The organism is Shewanella psychrophila, from assembly GCF_002005305.1.
In the GTDB taxonomy this organism is placed as follows: domain Bacteria; phylum Pseudomonadota; class Gammaproteobacteria; order Enterobacterales; family Shewanellaceae; genus Shewanella; species Shewanella psychrophila.
Genome location: NZ_CP014782.1, coordinates 4772858 through 4793702 on the forward strand (window position 1 = coordinate 4772858; position 20845 = coordinate 4793702).

A 20845-nucleotide genomic window follows, 5' to 3' on the forward strand; every position below is an offset into this window, starting at 1 on the left:
GATTTTTATTTTGCTTATGATTTGAGCGATCTCATTTATAAATACTAATCAGGACAAGATGACTATGACCCCTTCAACGGCCTCCCCATTATTTGCCATCACAGATGAAGCAGGTGAGATAGGTGAAGAACAAAAAGCAGATGAAAGACGCCAAGCATCTGAGGCTAACACTAAAACCTGGACGAGGGTCATGACGAGGACTGTGAAAAAGACAAAGACAAAGACAAAAGCCAGCGAAAATATCAAGGAACAGCTGGAGCGCATAGAGCGCAGAGAGCTTTTGAAAGACCTAGGATTGACTGAAGAGGATGTTTACACCTTATAAAAGCAGAAAAGATAAGAATATATGCGCCAATCTCTCCCCTATTTCCAGCGGTGTTTATAGTGCCATTAAATGAGTGGTTCACTTCTACTTTAAACAAGGGAAAGGGAGCTGACTCATACAATTATGGGTGTCTTAGTTATTTTGTTAGTTATTTTGTCTGGCTTATAAACTCAGTTATCATGACCTTGAAGAGATGTTCGCTAAGCGAAATATCCAGTTTTATCACTCAACCCTAATTGTTATATTTTATATATAAGGTTTTAATGATGAATATCAATAACTTTCTTAGTTTTACTGTGTTAATTGCAACCATCACAGCATGTTCTCCCCAGACTCCTGAATGGGTGCTATATGGCAACATTAATGGTTTAAATCGTCAAGAGTGGTCAGGTGCAACAAATGAACAACAATTAGGTACTGCTGCATATTGGTTATTGTCGTTTGAGCGTAAAGGTTGGCTTGATGACCCTAGATTAATAAAAAATGATAACTTCAAGCCTACAGCTGCAACATTGAGAAACTGTATAAATGATTATCTTTCCTTTAGTGATGAAGAAACAAACGCTATAGTCGATAAATGTGTTCAAATAAACAGATGGTCACACTTGAGCAAGTAATGTTTAGAGGGTCGGTGTTTTATGCATCAAAGCTCAATCTCCGGGCCCTTCCATCTGCTTATCAAATTAACCCAAGCAATTAACCCAAGCCACCCATTTTAATTTCTCCAACTCGAAGCGCCACGTTCAACCTAAAGTTCCAGCCCCTACCTCACTAATTCAACATGATTTACGCTTCATGAGCTCCTAGCGGGTAGTTAATAGCTCTGGATGTCTAAATATCGGCTCAAAAACCGAGAAACAAGCAGCAAGAATAACGAACTTAAGTTCGGCTAGCCATTTTATTAAAATGGGTGCGTAATTAGGCGCTATCTAGCCATCAATGACAGTTAGCCGCCCCTTGCCTGCGTTTTCTATCTAAGTGTTCACAATAGGCATCTAACTCTTGAAGTGTTCCCACAGGGCCTTTAAATAATCGACTAAACTCAGTAGTCAGTTTCAGCCAGTTTTCTTGAGGAATGTTGAGTCTGTCGAGTAGCTGTTGGGATGTTTGACTAATGGCACTACGCTTGTCATCTCTAATAATACGCCCTGTATCATCAACTAGTTGTAAGTAATCTTTAGCACTGAACATCAGTCCTTTTGGCATATCCTTACGCTCTTTGCCCACAAATGGCAGCAGTGACTTAGGTTTCTCTCCGTTACAAGCCGCTGTAATACGTCGTTGAATACTAGTGAAGTCTGAGGTTTCCGGTGTAGCGGCCATCTTGGCGAAAATAACAACCATGGGTGTACCTGCCCATCAACAAACTCAACAACTAATCCTAAACAGCAACATACAAGAGTGTATTATCGCCACCGATTAATACTTCTTCACAGTCAATGTTTTAATGGCAAACCCCATCAAATACAAACCAAAAGCAACAAGTTCAACCATTTGTTTTTACTTTAATTTAACCAAGATGCATGGCATGAGCATCATGTTTAATAAGCTAGAAAATAAATACTCAAAAAGGTGTAATAACTATGCTTTATCTGTGATTAATCTCATCAAGCCAGAGAATCGTTTTACATACTGGATTTAAGGGGGTAATCTTGCCCCCCTCGATTTGAATGGATATTCAAAATTAATTTCAAATTGGACGAAATGTTAACTTATTGCAATTGTGCCAAAACGGTAATTTAGGGTAAAAAAAGTGGCTGAAAAACAAACCCATAACATAAAAACGATACTGACGTTTATCATTCCGTCATTGATAGGTCTGCTGCTGTTTATGACGCCTATCAGCTATAACGATGCTATCACTATCCCGATCGCTATTGTCTCTAAGGGGCTACAGAGCCTACTTGGTGACACTATCACTGCTATTGTTACCGCGATCATCGTGATAACGACCGCGGCGAGTTTGATAACTAAGTTGTTTAAGCCTGCAATGATCATCAATCATGCATTCTTCAACGCACTGCTCAATGTCACGCCAGCTTGGCTGGTTGTTCGCATACTTGGCGCCATCTTCGTGGTGATGACTTTCTTCGGTGTTGGCCCTGAAGCGATTACCTCTGGTGATACTGGTGCGTTGATCTTAAATGACCTCTTACCATCGCTATTTAGTGTCTTCATCTTCGCCGGCATGTTACTGCCGTTACTGATGAACTTTGGCTTACTCGAGTTTATCGGTACGCTGTTAACTAAAATCATGCGTCCGGTTTTTAACTTGCCAGGACGTAGCGCAGTAGACTGTATGGCTTCTTGGTTAGGTGATGGTAGTGTCGCCATCTTGATGACCAGCAAGCAATATGAGAAGCGTTTATATACCCAAAGAGAAGCGGCTGTTATCGGTACCACTTTTTCTGCCGTATCTATTACCTTCTCTCTGGTGGTTATCTCTCAGGTCAAACTCGAGCATATGTTTGTGCCTTTCTATTTAACCGTGTGTTTAGCGGGTATATTGGCTGCTGTTATCGTACCTAAACTCCCTCCACTGCGTTGGAAGAAAGATAACTATATCGATAGCACTCCAAGACATCCTGACGATGAAGTAATCCCACAGGGACACGGAGTATTTTCTTGGGGCCTAGATCAGGCACTGGCTAAAGCAGGACAAGCTAACGGTATCAAGCAGACATTTAACGACGGCATAAAGAATGTCATCGACATGGTATTTGGCGTTATTCCAGTTGTCATGGGGATTGGTACTATTGCCTTGATTATCGCTGAATATACACCGGTATTTGAATATTTAGGCATGCCGTTTATTCCGCTTTTAGAGCTATTACAGGTGCCTGAAGCGGCTGAAGCATCCAGAACCATAGTGGTCGGTTTTGCCGATATGTTTATTCCTTCGATTCTTGCCAGCTCAATCGAATCGGATATGACACGTTTCATCATTGCCGCCTTATCTGTAACTCAGCTTATCTACATGAGTGAAGTCGGCGCGCTATTGATGGGAAGCAAGATCCCGGTCAATATCTTCGAGCTTTTCGTGATTTTTATCCTTCGTACTCTAGTTACTTTGCCTATCATTGCTGGTGCGGCACATCTGATTTTCTAAGTTAATCTCCTCGAAAAAAAGAGTGGCTTTGCCACTCTTTTTTTTGTCTATAAATTCTTATACTTGATATGTGCACTTTTATTGTTAGCTTCTAAACTTAAAGACTAAATCACTTACTAGAACCTTAGACTCATTGTAATGAGAAGTCTTGCCTTTATATTGCTCTTACTCGTGACGGATTCTGTCTGGGCCAGCCCAGTCAAATTCGACTTTTTTGATGCCAAGCATGGCTTGTCCATGAATACCGTCACAGATATCGTCACAGATGATGCTGGATACCTGTGGGTGGCGACTCAAGACGGGTTGAATCGGTTTGATGGAGAACACTTTAAAATATATCGGGTGACCGGCGATAATCGCAGTCCAACTGAGCAACATATCAAAAAACTCTTCTACGGAAGAAAAAAGCAGCTTTGGTTGCTCACCAGAAGTGACGGATTAAACCTTTATCAATCGTCAACTGACACCTTTAAATCTTACAACAGCTCAAATACCCCACTTCCCAAAGCAATATATACCGACATAGGTCAAGACGGCCAAGGAAACTTATGGCTAGCAACAAACTCGATGGGTTTAATTCGATATTCTCCAACAAACAATGAAATCATCAAACATTATCGCCAGGCAAGCGGTCAGCTCAACAGTAATCACGTGGACCAAGTCTTCGTCGATAAGTTTGACCGGCTATGGATAATCACAGATAAGGGCCTATCCCAGATAAATAGCAAGCGTGAAGTGATTCACTACCCCAATATTCAAACTGCCATCATGGGTAACATTACCAGTCTCGAAGTAGGGCACAGCAATACCCTTTGGATTGGAACGAAAAACAAAGGATTGTTCTTATTCGATATCTATAAAGGCTCACTAAAAGAGATCACAGCCGCAACTAGCCTCAAAGGAAGAAAAATTACTAATATACAACAAGGCAGATTCGGTAAACTTTGGCTTGGAGTGGAATCCGTCGGATTAGCCAGATACTCCCCTCAGAATGAAACAATTCAATTTTTTATCAGCGACCCAGATGATGCTTATAGTTTGAGTAGCCCTATCGTGACAGCGTTAAACTTAGATAGTGAAAACCAGCTCTGGATTGGTACTCAAGGAGGGGGGCTCAATAAGATCTATCTCGAAGCCGCAACCTTCGGCCATATCCATCCCTTCAGCTTTACCAAACATAATATTAACAACGGTAATATCAGGAGTATCTATAGGGACTGGCATCAACAACTCTGGGTAGGCACTTCAATGGGGCTCTATCGTGCAAAGGAAAATGAGCACAAGCAGATCACGAGCTTCGAACTATTCGAAGTGCCGGGTTCTAAGCTCTCCCAGAGTTTTATCAGTTTTATTAAGGAAGATAAACAAAGAAGGTTTTGGGTCGGTACCCGAGGAGAGGGCTTGTTCATCTTCACCCCAGATAAGCAAAGTTATGTTCATTATAAACATGAGCCTAACAATCCTAATGGCCTGCCTAGCGATCTGGTGTTGAGTATTTACTTCGATCATCAAGACAATGCTTGGCTCACAACCAGGAATGCGGGAGTCGCTAAGTATATCGATGAAGACCGTGGGTTTATCCAGTATAAACATAATAGGAATGACGCAAACTCCTTAGCCAGTGACGAAGTTAATGCGGTTTTACAAGATAAAGAGAATAATTATTGGTTTGCTTCATATACTGCAGGTTTGAGTAAACTATCCCCGGAAGGTATATTCACTCATTTTAGCACTGACACTGAGATCCCCATCCCAAGCAGGCACTTACTAACTCTGTTTGAAAGCGATATGGGTCTACTTTGGGTTGGCTCTACCGAAGGGGTTTTCTCTTTCGATCCTATTACCCATAAGAGCCAAGTGTTCAATACTGATAATGGTCTCATAGGCAATACCGCCTACCTCACCATCTTAGATAAACAACAACGACTCTGGATTGGTACTTCATCAGGATTGAGCCAATTAAACACCCACAATTTCAGTATAAAAAACTACACCATGATTGATGGTCTGCAAGATAATGAATTTAATTATGGAGCTGGTTTTATCGACGATGACAACCGTGTTTATTTAGGTGGGATCAATGGATTCAACTATTTCTTTGCCTCTCAACTGCCTAAATTATCGGCGCCAAGAAAACCTGTGATTAGTCGTCTCTCAGTAAAAAACTCAGCAGATCCGGCTAGCATACAACATAAACCTTTAGCCCAAAAAACTAAGTTAACGTTAACCCATAAAGATGACCTATTCTCATTTCACTTTCATAGTCCAGAGCTTCACCGAGCACCCAGGTTAAGCTATGAATATAGGATGATAGGCCTACATGACAAATGGTTAGCCACCAATAAAGATCAATCGGTTCATTTCACAGATTTAGCCGCTGGCGCCTATATCTTCCTCTTGAAAGCTAAAGACATTAACGGCCAATTTAGTCCTGTCAGACGAGTAAACGTAAAAATAAAGCCCTCCCCTTGGCGATCTTGGTGGGCCTATGCGCTATATTCGCTGGCACTGATCGTAATATTTTCAATTACCTTTTACTCGAGAGTGAATAAATTCAATCAGCAGGCTCGTTTACTGCGAGATAAAGAAGAGAGTGAACAGAGGCTACAACTCTCATTATGGGGCAGCGGAGACGAATTTTGGGATTGGGATGTGAAAAATAGCAAGGTAGTACGCACCAATACTTTTCTCAATTATCCAAGCAATGAAACTCGTCTGCAAGAAACGATGCAAACCTGCATTCATCCTGATGATTTAGCCGATATAAAACCAAGAATTGATTCATGCATACATCAAGGTATAGATAAGTTCGAAATGATCTACCGTGGAAAAATGATGGATGGTAATTGGCTATGGGTTCAAAATCGTGGTCAAGTCATCGACAGGGATAATCAGGGCGCACCGACCAGGTTAGCCGGAACCATTAAAAATATTCAATCGCAGAAGGAGACAGAAGCTGAATTAATCTCATTAAATCAAGGTCTAGAAAAAAGAGTTCTGGATAGGACGATTCAATTTCAGCAGAGCAATGATGAGCTTAAACAAGCCTTAGATAAGCTAGAGTTTACTCAGAGTGAACTCATTAACAAAGAGAAGATGGCCACATTAGGCGGGCTCGTAGCCAGTATCACCCATGAGATAAATACACCTATAGGCATCAGTGTCACTGCAGCATCTCATCTACAGGAAAGCGTAAAAATATTTAATAAGAAGTATGGAGAAGGCGATGTATCCCATGAAGACTTCGAACAATATCAAAACGAAGTCTATGAAGCCTCGACACTATTACTGTCCAATTTAGACCGCGCAGCTAAGCTAATTAAGAGTTTTAAACAGGTCTCAGTAGATCAATCCCATGAAGATATCCAGGAATTCAACTTAAAAGTCTATCTGGATGAGATCTTCCTCGCGCTCAACCCTTTGTTGTCGAGAACCGGCCATGAGTACTCCTATCAATGTCCCGATGACCTCATGATTCAAAGTCGTCCAGGTGTTTTCTATCAAATTATCAGTAACCTATTTAATAACTCGGTCGTGCATGGCTTTCCTGACGGCCAGTCCGGAAAGTTAACCCTCAACATCATCAAAGTCGAGAATGGCATCGAGATGATCTACCAAGATAATGGCTGTGGCATGCCTGCATCTATTCAAGATCAGATATTTGATCCCTTCTTTACAACCAAACGCGGTAAGGGTGGCAGTGGTTTAGGCATGAATATCGTTTTTAACTTAGTGACTCAGGAGCTCAAGGGGGAAATACGGCTTCACTCGGAACAAGGTGCCGGCAGTACATTTAATATCTCACTTCCTATCAGTGCATTGGCAGACTAATACCAATCGGTATAAGAAAGTGGTCCACTCAGAGTTATTTTTGGCTGCATAATTCAAGGCGGATGAGTGAGGGAATGGTGATCCATTTTGAACTAATTCAACACAGAAGTAGGCTGCCAAAAACACTCCTGACAGGCGAGTTTTAGCACTTCCGATACGGCGTTAACGAGCTTAAACGTAGAATAACTATGTTCCTCACTCGTTGCCTTGCCTCACAAGCGCTAAACTCTCGCTGAGTGACCACACCTTTATATCGATTGGTATAATTCAATCGAATATTCACTTCACTCTCACTTAGGTTGCTGTTATAAATATGTAAACGCTCTGATTTTGTGAAGGGAGGCTTATATGGATTTAAAGCTTGATATAAAAGCATCGGAGATAATGAGTACCCGAATCGTCACCATAGAGATGGACGATAGACTCACGGTGGCCAAAGAGATATTTGATAATGCTCCCTTCCATCATCTGCTCGTTATCGAACACGATGAACTGCAGGGAGTACTGTCGGAACGTGACTTTCTACGAGCCCTGAGTCCTAATATAGGCAATATCAACGAAACTGAGCGTGACACAGAAACCCTACAAAGAAGAGCTCACCAGGTGATGACAAGAAACCCTGTCACTATTAGCCCAAATCACACCATCAAGCAGGCCAGTGAGCTACTGCTCGAGCATGGTATTGGTTCATTACCCGTTTTAGATAGAAAAAAGCTTGTTGGCATCATCACCTGGAAAGATCTGTTAAAAGCTTTTTCGAGCTAAAAAATAGATCCTAGGAACTTGCTCCTAGGATCTATATTCCATTATATCGCCCAACCACCCATGTAGAAGATAACCAGACCTAAGGTGATGGCTATTACACCAGGTTTTAGCGCGCGCCATTCACCACTACAAATTCGACCAATCACCAGAGTGACAAACCCCAGCATAATACCTGTGACAATATTAGAGCTTAGGATAATGAAGATGGCACAGGTCAGTCCTGCCATTGCATCGACCTTGTCATTAAAGTCTAACTTAGTGACATTGCTCAGCATCAACAGACCCACATACATAAGCGCCGGCGCCGTTGCGTAAGCAGGCACCAGATAACTCAGCGGCGCGAGAAACATCATCAACAAAAATAGTAAGCCGACTATAGTGGCTGTCAGTCCTGTCTTACCACCCGCTGCGGTACCTGCCGCTGACTCTATATACACGGCAGCAGGGGCTCCGCCGACAGCACCAGCAACAATACTACTGACAGAGTCAGAAGTTAGTGCCCTGCCTCCACCAATTATTTTATCATCTTTATCCAGCAACTCGGCTTGACCAGCAACGGCGCGGATCGTGCCTGTTGCATCGAATATTGCCGTCATTACCAAGGCTAATACGATTGGTAGAACCACAGGATTCAAGGCGCCCATGATATCCAGCTGACCAATTAAAGACTGATCAGACATGAGATCTGGCCAGGCAAACAGACCTTGATATTTAACTGCAGGATCAAATATCAGACCAAAAACTGACAAGGCAACGATCACGATAAGGATGCCGCCGGGTATACCGCGACGCTCGAAACCTATGGTGGCTGCCAGGCCAACAATAGCGGCTATCACAGGCAAGCTAGTTATATCACCGAGTTTGACTGGCAGCCCAGCATCGCTGCCGACGATGAGCAGTACGCTGTTAGTGGCAATCAATAGCAGGAACAGTCCGATACCTATACCTGTTCCATGGGCTATACCCTTTGGCAGGTTAGTTAGTATCCACTGACGTAGTCCGGTAACACTCACAAATGTGAATATCACTCCCATCAAGAAGATCGCCCCTAAAGTCACGGGAATTGAGATCCCCTGACCCAAGACCATACTAAAAGCAGTAAAAGCCGTTAACGAGATGGCGCAACCTATAGCCATGGGTAAGTTAGCCCACAAGCCCATCAATAAAGAGCCGAATGCGGCAATCAGACAGGTAGAGATAAACACAGCACCGGGATCGAAGCCCGCAGCCCCTAACATGTTTGGCACCACGATCACCGAGTAGACCATAGCCAGGAATGTCGTTAACCCCGCGATGAGTTCACGTTTTAGGGTACTGCCACGTTGAGTAATACTGAAGTAGCGATCCAGGAAAGAACCAGAATCAACCTGTGTATGTATTGATGTTTCTTGTGTAGAGCTCGTCTGTTCAGACTGCATAATTTTATACCTTTGATCTCTTAAATTTATAAGGCTGTGGCAGGTAAGAGCCCCGTTAATCAACGGGTGAGAGATCCACTAATACTTGATTGTATTTTATTGTGACCTGCGAATAATCAACTTTGTAGTTAGCTATCATCAGCGTTAAACACGCTAAAGCACAACCTTTGTCGACGCATGAGTTTACAGTACCTAGTACTTTAGAACTAGAAAATGAACGGCTAAATTTACAATTGTTCTAAAAATAGAACGAGTGCGATAATTCTGTTATGGATTTTCTTGAACCTAAGCTTACATCTCTTCATCATATATATCAGATAATGAACTTCCTTGAACTCGGCATCTCAAACAAGGTTGAAGTATCCCATCTAGCAGGCTCCAGCCTGAAAGAATAACCAACAAACCTTTGTTTATTATATTGATTACAGATTTAAAGGATGAGTAGATGTCATTTTTCATCTCCCATAAAAAAGAAACAAAATGCAGGTCGATTCGAAGAGAGCTAGTTCATAAAACAGTAACTACTCCAGTATTTTCTGCCCTAGGCACTCTGTTATTGACCTTTTCGCCGAGTCCCGAGGCAAGTATGCTCGATGAATTGTTCGATCCTAAAGATGGCCAGTTAGATGCAAGCAGCTATATTCTCAACAATGCACATGGATTTATGCCGGTTCCGTTTCTGATCACCGAACCTGCCGTAGGCACTGGCGGCGGCGTGGCCTTACTCTTCTTCCATGAGACCCATGAACAAAAGACATTACGACTTGACAACCCTGACAAAGTCTCAGGTATTCCTCCAAGTGTCACAGGCGTAGTAGGTGGCTCAACAAGTAATGGCAGTAAGCTTGCGGGGGTATTTCACTCCGGCAATTGGAAGCAGGACAAGATCCGTTATTTGGGTGGTTTATTCGGTGGATCCTTTAACTTAAAATACTATGCTGACACGGCTAATATCGCTAACAACTTTACTATCGAAGGCCTGTATTTCTTGCAAGATATTGACTTTCGTTTGGGGGAGTCAAATTTTTTCTTAGGTGCCAACTATGTCAATATGGGCTCAAATTCCAGTTTCAATTTTTCAGATTCAATGCCAGATATCGACCCCATCGAACTCGACAGTAAGGATGCTTCAGTCGCCCTAAAAATCACCTATGACAGTCGAGACAATCATTTCTCCCCCCGTAGCGGAGTAAAAGCCGGGATCAAAGCCAGTTTTCACGATGAAAGGCTGGGCGGAGATTTTGATTATCATGAATATTCTGCTTTCGTGCAGAGTTACTCCCGAATAGCCCCTAAATGGGGACTCGGGATCAGGGGGGATATCAAATCTGTTTCAGACCAGGTCCCTTTTTACGCCAAACCATTTCTCGATATGCGTGGCATCCCCGCCATGCGTTATCAAGGCGATAGCACAGTCTTAGCCGAAGTGGAGCTTAGCTATGATATCGATGATCGCTGGGCTGTTTTAGGCTTTGCCGGCACAGGTAAAGCTGTCGATGATGACATAAGCTTCTCAGATACTGACTGGCAAACCTCAAAAGGGGCAGGATTCAGGTACCTCATCGCCAGGCAGCTGGGACTCAGAACAGGTATCGATATCGCTAAAGGGCCTGAAGAGTGGACTATGTATCTTCAATTTGGAGGATCGTGGAAATAAGTCTCAAAAAATAACTGGGAAATACCCCTCAGAGCGGAGGTAGTAAACCTAGAATTTAGGTTCTAGGGAGTCACATCAACATCAGGGACTAATTCACTCGTCCCGAGAGCAAGTACTTTACTTGCTCCTCTGTCAGGCCTGTGATCATCATTTTTGCGCCTAATTTCGACTGAACAGTCGCAACGTTTACTGCTTTTCCATCGAGTAACACCGCCATCTGCTTACCAAGGTTATTTGCCGTCGCACTAGATAACTTATCGGCGCCCTCCTGAGTTAACTCTATATTCACAGCGTTAGCTGAATGAGCTCCAAGGGTTAATATGTCTTGCTCCCCGATAATTTCACTTCCAAGAAAACCATAATGCTCGCCACGATACGCTATAACGCTTTTAAGGTCATTTTCCCCTTCCTCATAGCTCACTGCATCTTTTGCTATCAGGGCCACCCAAATGAAACTCAGCTTTGCCCCACTGACTTGCTCTGAGTTTTTATCATTATCACTTAAGCTTGCATCGTGACTTGAAGCCCCAAAAGAGAATACACACAGCAGCAAAATGGCTCTATAAGAAGAAAAAAGTTTCATCGGTAAAAACACCTAATTAAAAGCGGCTAAAAGAGTACTGAATACTATCCCAGCCTCACTAATTTCGGTAGTTATTTCAGTGTCCTGAATAAGGTATTGTCAGCGGGAGTTAAGGTGTTTCTACTTTTGTTCATATATTTTCACATTCTGTCAAAACTCATTCATTCCATGTATTACTTCTGTTCATATTCCTGCTCTATATTAGTGTCATCACAGATAAGATCACTAAAGAGAGTTCCCTATGACACAGCAAGCGTCATCAGAATCAGCCAAACAAGTTAAAACTAAGGAGCTTAAAGCCCTAGGTTTTATTATCTTCCTCTTGTTTCCCATCGTCACCATCACAGGCATCAGTGCCTATGGCTTCATTATCTGGATGATCCAGGCATTTGGCGGAGTTGTCGGCCACTAAATAGTGACTTAACAATACGTAAACACACAGAAACGACGAAACAAATTAAAAGATTTAAAGGATGCTGTTATGAAGTGGTTTATTAACATTTGGCGCACACTGACCAAGCCTGCCAAGTACCTAACCTTAGGTACCGTCAGTCTCTCGGCCTTTCTCATGGGTGTCATCTTCTGGGGCGGCTTTAACACGGCTCTTGAGATGACCAATACCGAAGAGTTCTGTATCAGCTGCCACAGTATGGAAAGCATGCCGTACAAAGAGCTCCAGGAAACCGTCCACTGGTCTAATCATTCTGGCGTGCGAGCCACTTGCCCCGACTGCCACGTGCCCCATAACTGGAGCCGTAAGATAGCCCGTAAAATTGAAGCCTCTCACGACATGTGGGGCTGGATGCTTCAGACGGTAAATACACCGGAGAAGTTTGAAGATAAACGTCTTGAGATGGCTAGTCGTGAGTGGAAACGATTCGACCGTGATAATTCACTGGCCTGTAAAAACTGTCATAACTACGACTCGATGAAGTGGGAAGACATGTCAAAGCTGGCCTAGAAGCAGATGAAGCGCGCCGCCGAGCTTGACCAAAGCTGTATCGATTGCCATAAGGGGATCGCACACAAGCTACCGGATATGGGGACCTCTCGTGCACCCGAGCTTATTGCCCAAGTCGGCTCAGGTGAAAGCTCACTACTGGACGAGCAAACCTATTTCACCGCCTTAACTAAGCCATTATTTTACAACGAGAAGACTGACGTTGAAGCGGGTACCCTGAACATAGCGACCAAAGTCAAAGTACTGGAAACCAAAGGTAATCGCGTCAAGGTAGGTATTGATGGATGGCGTAAGAAGATAGGTGCGGGTCGCGTTATCTATTATGATTTCGGTCTCAACATTCTATCGGCACAGCTAACCAAAGATGCGGCGCTCGAAGAAGGCGTGATGCAGGTCTTCGAAGAGAAGGAAGACCCTATGACAGGTTTAATGTGGCAACGCGTCGAGGCTAAGATCTGGACAGAAAAAGACTACCTGGTCTCAGATCTACAACCCTTGTGGGACTATGCTCGCTCTACATATTCCACCAGCTGTAGTGTGTGTCATACGCAACCCGACGAGAATCACTTCGATGCCAATAGCTGGCCGGGTATGTTCCAGGGCATGATCGCCTTCGTCAACATGGATCAAGATACTCAAGCCTTAGTACAAAAGTACCTGCAAGAGCATTCATCAACATTCGACAAGTCGGCACATTAATAATAGGGACTGTGTTATGAATATAAAAATACAAGTAAACAGTCTGAATGCAGCGTATTCATCCCCAAATTTCGACAAGTCGGCACATTAATAATAGGGACTGGGTTATGAATATCAAATTACAAGTAAACAGTCTGAATGCAGCGCATTCATACCCAAATTTCGACAAGTCGGCACATTAATAATAGGGACTGGATTATGAATATCAAAATACAAGTAAACAGTCTGAATGCAGCGTATTCACACCCCAATTTCGACAAGTCAGCGTATTAATTTAGGACAAAAGACATGAACAGAAGACACTTTTTAAAAGGACTTGTATCGACATCTTATGTGGTCCTAAGCGGCGCATCGGTACTGGCACCTCTTAATGCCTTAGCCGCTTCGGGTGCTAAATCGAAAGATGGTTGGTTAACCACGGGCACTCACTTTGGCGCGTTTAAGATAAAACGTAAGAACGGCGTTATCGATCAGGTTAAGCCATTCGACTTAGACAAGTACCCTACAGATATGATTAACGGTATCAAGGGACTGGTCTATAACCCATCACGAGTGCGCTACCCTATGGTGCGTCTCGACTTCCTGCTCAAAGGACATAAGAGTGACACCACACAACGCGGCGATTTTCGCTTTGTCCGTGTCACCTGGGACAAGGCGCTTAACCTGCTTAAAGACTCACTAGATGAAGTCCAAACCAAGTATGGTCCATCAGGACTGCATGCTGGCCAGACCGGTTGGCGTGCCACAGGTCAACTGCATTCGAGCACCAGTCATATGCAACGCGCCATCGGAATGCACGGCAACTTCGTTAAGAAGATTGGCGACTACTCCACCGGTGCCGGCCAGACCATCATGCCTTACATCTTAGGCTCCACTGAAGTCTATGCTCAGGGCACTTCCTGGCCGTTGATCCTTGAAGAATCTAAGACCATCATCTTGTGGTCCAACGATCCTTACAAGAACCTACAGGTAGGCTGGAACGCCGAAACCCACGAGTCCTTCGCTTACCTTGCTCAGCTCAAAGAGAAAGTTAAGCAAGGCAAGATCCGCGTGATCAGCATCGATCCTGTAGTCACTAAGACCCAGAAATACTTAGGCTGTGAACAGCTCTACGTCAATCCACAGACTGATGTGGCACTCATGCTAGGTATCGCCCATGAGATGGTGACTAAGGGCTTGCACGATAAGAAGTTTATCAACGGTTACAGCCTAGGTTTCGACAGATTCACGCCATACCTACTCGGTGAGAGCGATGGCGTAGCCAAGACACCAGAATGGGCGAGTTATATCTCAGGGGTAAGCCCAGAGATCATTCGTGACCTTGCCAAGGTCATGACAAAAGATCGTACTCAGTTGATGATGGGCTGGTGTATTCAGCGCCAGCAACACGGTGAGCAGCCTTACTGGATGGCGGCAGTTCTGGCCACCATGATAGGCCAGATAGGCCTGCCTGGCGGCGGTATTAGCTATGGACACCATTACTCGAGTATCGGTGTGCCATCATCGGGCGCTGCAGCACCCGGGGCATTCCCGCGTAATCTGGATGAAGATCAGAAACCGCTATTCGATAGCAATGATTTTAAGGGCGCCAGCAGCACCATTCCGGTTGCCCGCTGGATCGACGCGATTATGGAGCCAGGTAAGATTATCGATGCCAACGGCTCTAAGGTCACCTTCCCTGATATCAAGATGATGGTGTTCTCGGGCAACAATCCCTGGAACCATCATCAAGACAGAAACAAGATGAAGCAAGCGTTCCATAAGCTTGAATGTGTGGTCACTATCGACATGAACTGGACGGCTACCTGCCGCTTCTCAGACATAGTCCTGCCGGCCTGTACCACTCTTGAACGTAACGATATCGATGTGTACGGCAGCTACGCCAACCGTGGCATACTTGCGATGCAGAAGATGGTCGAACCTCTGTTCGAGAGTCTGTCTGACTTCGAGATATTCACTCGTTTCGCCGCAGTTATGGGCAAGGAGAAAGAATACACTCGAGACATGAGCGAACAGGACTGGCTGAAGAAGCTTTACAACGATTGTAAAGGGGCTAATGACGGAAAATTTGATATGCCGGACTTCGATACCTTCTGGAAAGACGGTTATGTTCACTTCGGTGAAGGCAAGCCCTGGACCCGTCATGCTGATTTCAGAGAAGATCCTGAGATCAACCCGCTTGGCACTCCATCGGGTCTAATCGAGATTTTCAGCCGCAAGATAGCTCAATTTGGCTATGATGACTGCCCAGGTCATCCAACTTGGATGGAAAAGACTGAACGAAGCCATGGCGGCCCTGGTTCAAACAAGTTCCCGGTTTGGATGCAATCGTGTCATCCGGATAAGCGTCTTCACTCGCAGATGTGTGAGTCGAAAGAGTACCGTGAAACCTATACGGTTCAAGGTCGTGAACCAGTTTATTTGAGCCCCGAAGATGCCAAGACTCGTGGTATCAAGGATGGTGACATCGTCCGCGTATTTAATGATCGTGGTCAGTTACTTGCAGGTGCAGTAGTATCAGACAGCTTCCCGAAAGGCATCATACGAATCCATGAAGGCGCTTGGTATGGCCCGGTTGGTGAAGATGGCAGCAAGGAAGGCGGAGCCGAGATTGGCGCCTTGTGTAGCTATGGTGATCCAAACACACTCACCCAAGATATCGGCACTTCTAAGCTAGCTCAAGCCTGCGCCGCTTATACCTGCCTGGTTCAGTTTGAGAAGTTCCGTGGCAAGGTCCCTCAGGTCAGCTCATTCGATGGCCCGGTTGAAACCTTGATTTAATGGAATTGGTATAACTAGCAAAGGATAGCGATAATATGGAAAACAGCATGAGTAACCCGGCAATATCAGAGGATGAGATGAATAATACAGACATGAACAAAGCACGCGCCATGATCTATCGACTGCTGTCCTCTTTGTTTGCTAAAGAGATCGATCATCAACTACTCCATGAACTGACCAGTGAACAAGCTAAGGCATTCTGGACTCAACTCGCCAGTGAGCCAAGCTTTAAGCGGGATGTAGATGCCATGGTTACCGTGCTAGAAAGTTTATCATCAGATAAGGCCTTACTGGAACTCGCTGCCGATTATTGTGGCTTGTTCCTGGTAGGCACCAAACACAGCGCCTCACCTTATGCCAGCCTCTACCTCCAGGATGAAAGCAAGAGTGCTCCAGATACTGAGGGCACTAAGAGTGGCGATCAGCCCTTGTTGTTTGGTGAGCAGCATCAAATGATGGTGCAGTTTCTAAAACAGAGCCAACTGCAGGTACAAACCAGCTTCCCAGAGCCTGCTGATCACTTAGCGGTGATCTTGGCCTATGTTGAGCACTTGTGCTTATCGGCCGGTAATGAGGAACAGCTTAGCTTTATCGAGTCATACCTCAACAGCTGGCTAGGTCAGTTTGCCGCTAAAGTGACTCTGTGTGACAGTGGCGATTTTTACTGCGCATTAGCCCGCTTAACGCAATCTTGGGTCAACTCAGACTTAACAGGATTAAGAGAAGAAAGTTAAATATGATTCCTAGAACTTAGATCCTAGGCTCTAGGTTCTAAGTTCTAAGTACATTAAATCATTTTCAACTTGCCCTTGACGGCCGCTATGCTTGAATACTGCTTAGCCGCCATTATGCAGCCCAGCTCCTTAGCAATCCTATCGAAACACTCAACCCCTTCCTTCTCGAAACAAGTCGCAACTTGCACAGCTGAGGCGCCAGCCAGCAGATACTCGAAGGCATCGGTACCTGTTTTGATTCCGCCGACTCCTATGATGTCTATGCTCGAAGGCAGGAGCTGGCTAAATGCCCTGACATTAGCCAGACCTATGGGCTTAATGTAATCACCGCACAAGCCGCCAAATCCACCTTTGGGTTTGATGATGGCACTCTCAGTTTCTGGGTCAATAACTAAGGTATTACCCACAGAGTTGATACAGGTGATAAAACTCACTGGAAACTTCTTGATGATATTTGCCATGGTGATGAAATGAGAAAAATCAAAATATGGAGGCAGTTTTAAACCAATAGGCTTACTGCCTAACTGACATATCGCTTCGAGTGCACGCTCTGTCTGTTCAAAATCGTATCCCACCTGAGGTTTGCCCTCGATATTAGGACAAGAGAAATTCACTTCGATAAGATCGGCGCTGCTCGCTTGAAACGCCTGAACCATAGTCACATTATCGCTAATTGAAAAACCTGACACACTCACTACTATCGGCTTGCCCCTACGGGAAGAGCGGGCTTGCTTTAACCTAGGCAGCATCTCAAGATAGGCTTCATAACCGAGATTGGGTAATCCCATAGACTGTATTGAACCCAGGGGTAAAGCCTGAAATCTCGGCTCGGCATTGCCCTCTCGCGGCAGCATAGTACAAGACTTAGTCATGATGGCTGCCGAGGCTGAGCCCGCTAATCTGTTTAACTCCTCCTCAGTAGTGCAACGTGGGCCGGAGGCATTAAAAAGATAGCTATCGAGTGGTAACTTAGCGATATGGGTCTTTAAGCTGGGCAGAGCTGAAATTGATGGCGAAAAATTATCAGTATGAGTAGGGCTAGGCATTGATCTTGGCTCCGAATGCGGCGCTATATATTGCGCTAATTAAGTGGTCACAAACGGGAAAATAGATTAGCAGTTATCCTGAAATAAAAATTTGATCTTAAGCGAATTTCAAACAAGTTTAATCAAAAGATTGTGATACAGGATTTGAAACCTGAGGTTCCATTTTTCGCTGTTAATCACCCAAGGAGTTTTGGTTATCATTTCGGAGTAACAGAAATAATGCACCAAAGACAAAGATGAAAAGCGTCGTCGCAACACTATAACTCCTATCCACTCCCATTTTGGCTGAAGAAAATACTGATATTGAGGCCTCAGCCTCCTCCCATTCAACAATGCCTGAGCCCAGAGAGCCAGTTATCGATATGAGCGACCCTACGGCGGTATATTCGTCAATTGGCGTCAAGGCTGACAGTTCAGGAACGCTAGATGCCAGCACAGGCTTTGCCTGGGGAAGTAACCAACTTTTAGTTGAGAGTAAAGGTGGTGCAGAATCACTGAGTCTCACCTATGCCAATATGAGTCAGGGATCAGGCTTTTATGGCGAGGCAAGTGGAAATTCAGCTCAGCGTTCAGCCTCAATAGGCTATGTCACCACGTTAATGCTATCCGAGAAGCTCAAGATCTATCCGGTAATTATGGCTGGCTATATCAATGACGAAATAATGGACCGTGTTACCGGTATAGCCACTGCAGGTTTCTATACCCGATATAACCTAGGTTCAGGTTTTCATCTCGGACTGGATCCTTGCTTCACCTTCGGTCAAGATGGTTATCAAGTCAATACATTTGATGCCTTTGTCGGCTATCAGCATAAAACCCATAGGCTGAGATTAGGTGTCAACGAAGATAGAGAGAGCAGCCTACAATACAATATGGCCTTTATCTAGCCAGCTTGTCGTCCCCGTCTTTAAAAGCAGCGATTACCTTCTAGACTTTCCGCTTGAATAAACGCGTTTCTTGGCTCGCTGCTTATGGGCATTTCGCCCCCCTTTTCTTGGGCTATCTACACTCTTAGTCAGATCAGGCTCAAAGCCTGCTAACCATTGCTGAGGAAGTCGCTTATCGAGCACGACTTCAACCTCTTCTAGCAGATGCTCATCTTCACGACAAAGTAAGGTGATTGCTACCCCCTTATTACCGGCACGGCCCGTGCGGCCGATACGATGAACATAGTCTTCGGCTTTATAAGGCAGTTCATAGTTGACCACATAGTTAAGGTCGATAATATCGATCCCCCTTGCAGCAACATCGGTTGCCACCAACACGCGAACCTCACCATCCTTAAAGCCTTGCAGCACTTTTTCCCGTGCACCTTGAGAGAGATCGCCATGAAAAGCCTGAGCAGAAATTCCCGCCTTGCATAAGTTAGCGGCCAGCTTGTCGGCGGCCACCTTCTTGCGGCTAAAAATAAGTACCTGTTGTAACTCACCAGACTCGATAAGATGAGTAACTAAGGCGAGTTTTCTGTCACTGTCGACGGCATAAACACGCTGCTCAATCTCGACAGCCGCGGCATTTCGCTCGCCCACCTCAATAAGTTTAGGGTCACGTAACAATGATTGGCTTAAACCATAGAGTGATTCATCGAATGTGGCTGAAAACAACAAGGTTTGCCGTGTCTTAGGTAGCTGTTTAACTATGGCGTCTATCTCATCTTTAAAGCCCATATCCAACATACGGTCGGCTTCATCGAATACCAAAAACTCAAGTAAACTAAGGCTCATAGAACCACGCCTTAAGTGATCCAGCAAACGCCCAGGTGTTGCCACTAATATATCGACCCCGGACGCTAAGATCTGCGCCTGAGCATCTATACTGACACCGCCATACACCAGAGCTGATTTGAGCTGAGTCTGCTTAGCGTATTTTACAAAGCTGCCATGGACCTGAAGGGCAAGTTCACGGGTTGGCGTTAACACTAAAGCGCGAATAGCAGATTTGTCTGCAGAACTTTGCGTCTCAAGCTTCTGATCACTTTGCTCCTGTAAACAGAGCTTATGCAGAATTAGCTTATGTAAAATGGGCAGCGCAAAAGCGGCAGTTTTTCCCGAGCCTGTTTGGGCACCTGCCATGATATCTTCACCGGCTAAAATTGCTGGGATCGCTTGGATCTGAATAGGTGTCGGCTGGCTATAGCCTAAATCAATCAAAACCTGCAGCAATTCAGATCTTAAGGATAAGGCTGAAAATCCTTGATTAGCAGCAGAGTTGGCGCGCTCAGACATAGGGGAAATACCTAGATTAAAACAGGAAAGAAACTCGCGCGAATTGTACCACTGTTTTATCTAGAATAAAGATTCAAACTACACCGACTCTAAACAGAGTTATTTTTCAGTAAGTATTTTTTTCTTTTCCGTTTCAAATTCTTGCTGTGTTAACACACCTTTATCTAAAAGATATTTAATTTTAGTAAGGCGATCATATTTATCCGTAGAAGCTATACTTGTTTGAGCATTTTTTCTATCAACACAAACAAATATGATTTCTATACGAGGAAAGTTCCCTAAAATATATGGTGGTGAAGCAGTATGTTCTGAAACCGTTAGCATCATTTTATTAAGATCGATTTTTTGACAAAAACTATTAGCTCTTTGTGTCGCACTTCTTCTTATTCCTGATGTGCCACTAAAGCCTGTTGACGCTTGATGAAATACTCGATACCTCTCCCCTAATATTTCAGCTTCTGAAATATAAAAATCCTTTCCTTCAAATACAGCATCTTTAAAATGTGACTCACTTTCACTTTCTTTTTCTATCGGCGACATACTTGAACAAGCTGTTAGCAATAAGAATAGAGGAACCAAAAACTTAAACGTTGTCATAAATACCTTATTAGATAGAGCGGAGCCATTAAACAATTTATTACCAAGTATTCTATCTTATTTTCAACATCCGCAAAGATCAAACCACAATAAAACCAAATAAATAAAAGACTT

General features: G+C 44.2%; 15 protein-coding genes and 2 pseudogenes. 11 read left to right on the plus strand and 6 right to left on the minus strand.

Going from position 1 to position 20845, the window contains the following annotated elements:
- Nucleotides 1-64 precede the first annotated feature (64 nt).
- Nucleotides 65-325 (plus strand): hypothetical protein, encoded by a 261-nt coding sequence (locus sps_RS20695; protein WP_077754234.1) that lies wholly within the window; start codon nucleotides 65-67, stop codon nucleotides 323-325.
- A 263-nt stretch (nucleotides 326-588) separates the two neighbouring features.
- Complete coding sequence (locus sps_RS20700; protein ID WP_149027321.1) at nucleotides 589-942, plus strand: hypothetical protein; 354 nt, start codon at nucleotides 589-591, stop codon at nucleotides 940-942.
- Nucleotides 943-1261: 319 nt separating this feature from the next.
- Here the strand turns inward: sps_RS20700 and sps_RS20705 are convergent.
- Nucleotides 1262-1660 (minus strand): annotated as a pseudogene (locus sps_RS20705) (transposase); the annotation flags it as partial.
- A gap of 418 nt (nucleotides 1661-2078) precedes the next feature.
- On the opposite strand from sps_RS20705, the gene sps_RS20710 reads away from it, so the two are divergent.
- The 3 genes from sps_RS20710 (at nucleotide 2079) to sps_RS20725 (ending at nucleotide 8030) form a co-directional block, all read left to right on the plus strand.
- Entirely contained in the window at nucleotides 2079-3434 is a 1356-nt protein-coding gene (locus sps_RS20710; protein WP_077754237.1) for a YjiH family protein, read from the plus strand.
- A 138-nt stretch (nucleotides 3435-3572) separates the two neighbouring features.
- Complete coding sequence (locus tag sps_RS20715) at nucleotides 3573-7265, plus strand: ATP-binding protein (RefSeq protein ID WP_077754238.1); 3693 nt, start codon at nucleotides 3573-3575, stop codon at nucleotides 7263-7265.
- A gap of 348 nt (nucleotides 7266-7613) precedes the next feature.
- Nucleotides 7614-8030 (plus strand): CBS domain-containing protein, encoded by a 417-nt coding sequence (locus tag sps_RS20725; protein WP_077754239.1) that lies wholly within the window; start codon nucleotides 7614-7616, stop codon nucleotides 8028-8030.
- A 41-nt stretch (nucleotides 8031-8071) separates the two neighbouring features.
- On the opposite strand, the gene sps_RS20730 is transcribed toward sps_RS20725, so the two are convergent.
- The gene (locus sps_RS20730; protein WP_077754240.1) at nucleotides 8072-9448 is read right to left on the minus strand and encodes an NCS2 family permease; all 1377 of its coding nucleotides are present in this window, start codon (nucleotides 9446-9448) and stop codon (nucleotides 8072-8074) included.
- A 445-nt stretch (nucleotides 9449-9893) separates the two neighbouring features.
- Here sps_RS20730 and sps_RS20735 point away from each other — a divergent pair, with 445 nt between their 5' ends.
- A complete protein-coding gene (locus tag sps_RS20735) occupies nucleotides 9894-11105 on the plus strand; it encodes a BamA/TamA family outer membrane protein (RefSeq protein WP_218919601.1) in 1212 nt (403 codons plus the stop codon).
- Nucleotides 11106-11193: 88 nt separating this feature from the next.
- On the opposite strand, the gene sps_RS20740 is transcribed toward sps_RS20735, so the two are convergent.
- Nucleotides 11194-11688, minus strand: a complete 495-nt coding sequence (locus sps_RS20740) for a SecDF P1 head subdomain-containing protein (protein WP_077754241.1) — start codon at nucleotides 11686-11688, stop codon at nucleotides 11194-11196.
- A 241-nt stretch (nucleotides 11689-11929) separates the two neighbouring features.
- Between sps_RS20740 and torE the strand changes: the two genes are divergently transcribed.
- The 4 genes and pseudogenes from torE (at nucleotide 11930) to torD (ending at nucleotide 16863) form a co-directional block, all read left to right on the plus strand.
- Nucleotides 11930-12100, plus strand: coding sequence for a trimethylamine N-oxide reductase system protein TorE (gene torE / locus sps_RS20745; RefSeq protein ID WP_077754242.1), 171 nt, complete (start codon nucleotides 11930-11932; stop codon nucleotides 12098-12100).
- A gap of 69 nt (nucleotides 12101-12169) precedes the next feature.
- A pseudogene (torC, locus tag sps_RS20750) lies at nucleotides 12170-13348 on the plus strand (pentaheme c-type cytochrome TorC).
- A gap of 288 nt (nucleotides 13349-13636) precedes the next feature.
- Nucleotides 13637-16129 carry a trimethylamine-N-oxide reductase TorA gene (torA, locus tag sps_RS20755; protein ID WP_077754243.1) on the plus strand — a complete coding sequence of 831 codons (2493 nt, stop codon included), beginning with the start codon at nucleotides 13637-13639 and terminating at the stop codon, nucleotides 16127-16129.
- 35 nt (nucleotides 16130-16164) lie between these two features.
- On the plus strand, nucleotides 16165-16863 hold the full coding sequence (gene torD, locus sps_RS20760) for a molecular chaperone TorD (protein WP_077754244.1): 699 nt from the start codon (nucleotides 16165-16167) through the stop codon (nucleotides 16861-16863).
- Between the two features lie 53 nt (nucleotides 16864-16916).
- Here the strand turns inward: torD and sps_RS20765 are convergent, their stop codons facing one another.
- Nucleotides 16917-17909, minus strand: a complete 993-nt coding sequence (locus sps_RS20765) for a dihydroorotate oxidase (RefSeq protein ID WP_077754245.1) — start codon at nucleotides 17907-17909, stop codon at nucleotides 16917-16919.
- A gap of 281 nt (nucleotides 17910-18190) precedes the next feature.
- On the opposite strand from sps_RS20765, the gene sps_RS20770 reads away from it, so the two are divergent.
- Nucleotides 18191-18796, plus strand: coding sequence for a hypothetical protein (locus sps_RS20770; protein WP_149027322.1), 606 nt, complete (start codon nucleotides 18191-18193; stop codon nucleotides 18794-18796).
- Nucleotides 18797-18829: 33 nt separating this feature from the next.
- Here sps_RS20770 and sps_RS20775 read toward each other — a convergent pair whose 3' ends face one another.
- Nucleotides 18830-20134, minus strand: a complete 1305-nt coding sequence (locus sps_RS20775; RefSeq protein WP_077754247.1) for a DEAD/DEAH box helicase — start codon at nucleotides 20132-20134, stop codon at nucleotides 18830-18832.
- A gap of 99 nt (nucleotides 20135-20233) precedes the next feature.
- Complete coding sequence (locus tag sps_RS20780) at nucleotides 20234-20731, minus strand: SHOCT domain-containing protein (RefSeq protein WP_077754248.1); 498 nt, start codon at nucleotides 20729-20731, stop codon at nucleotides 20234-20236.
- Nucleotides 20732-20845 lie beyond the last annotated feature (114 nt).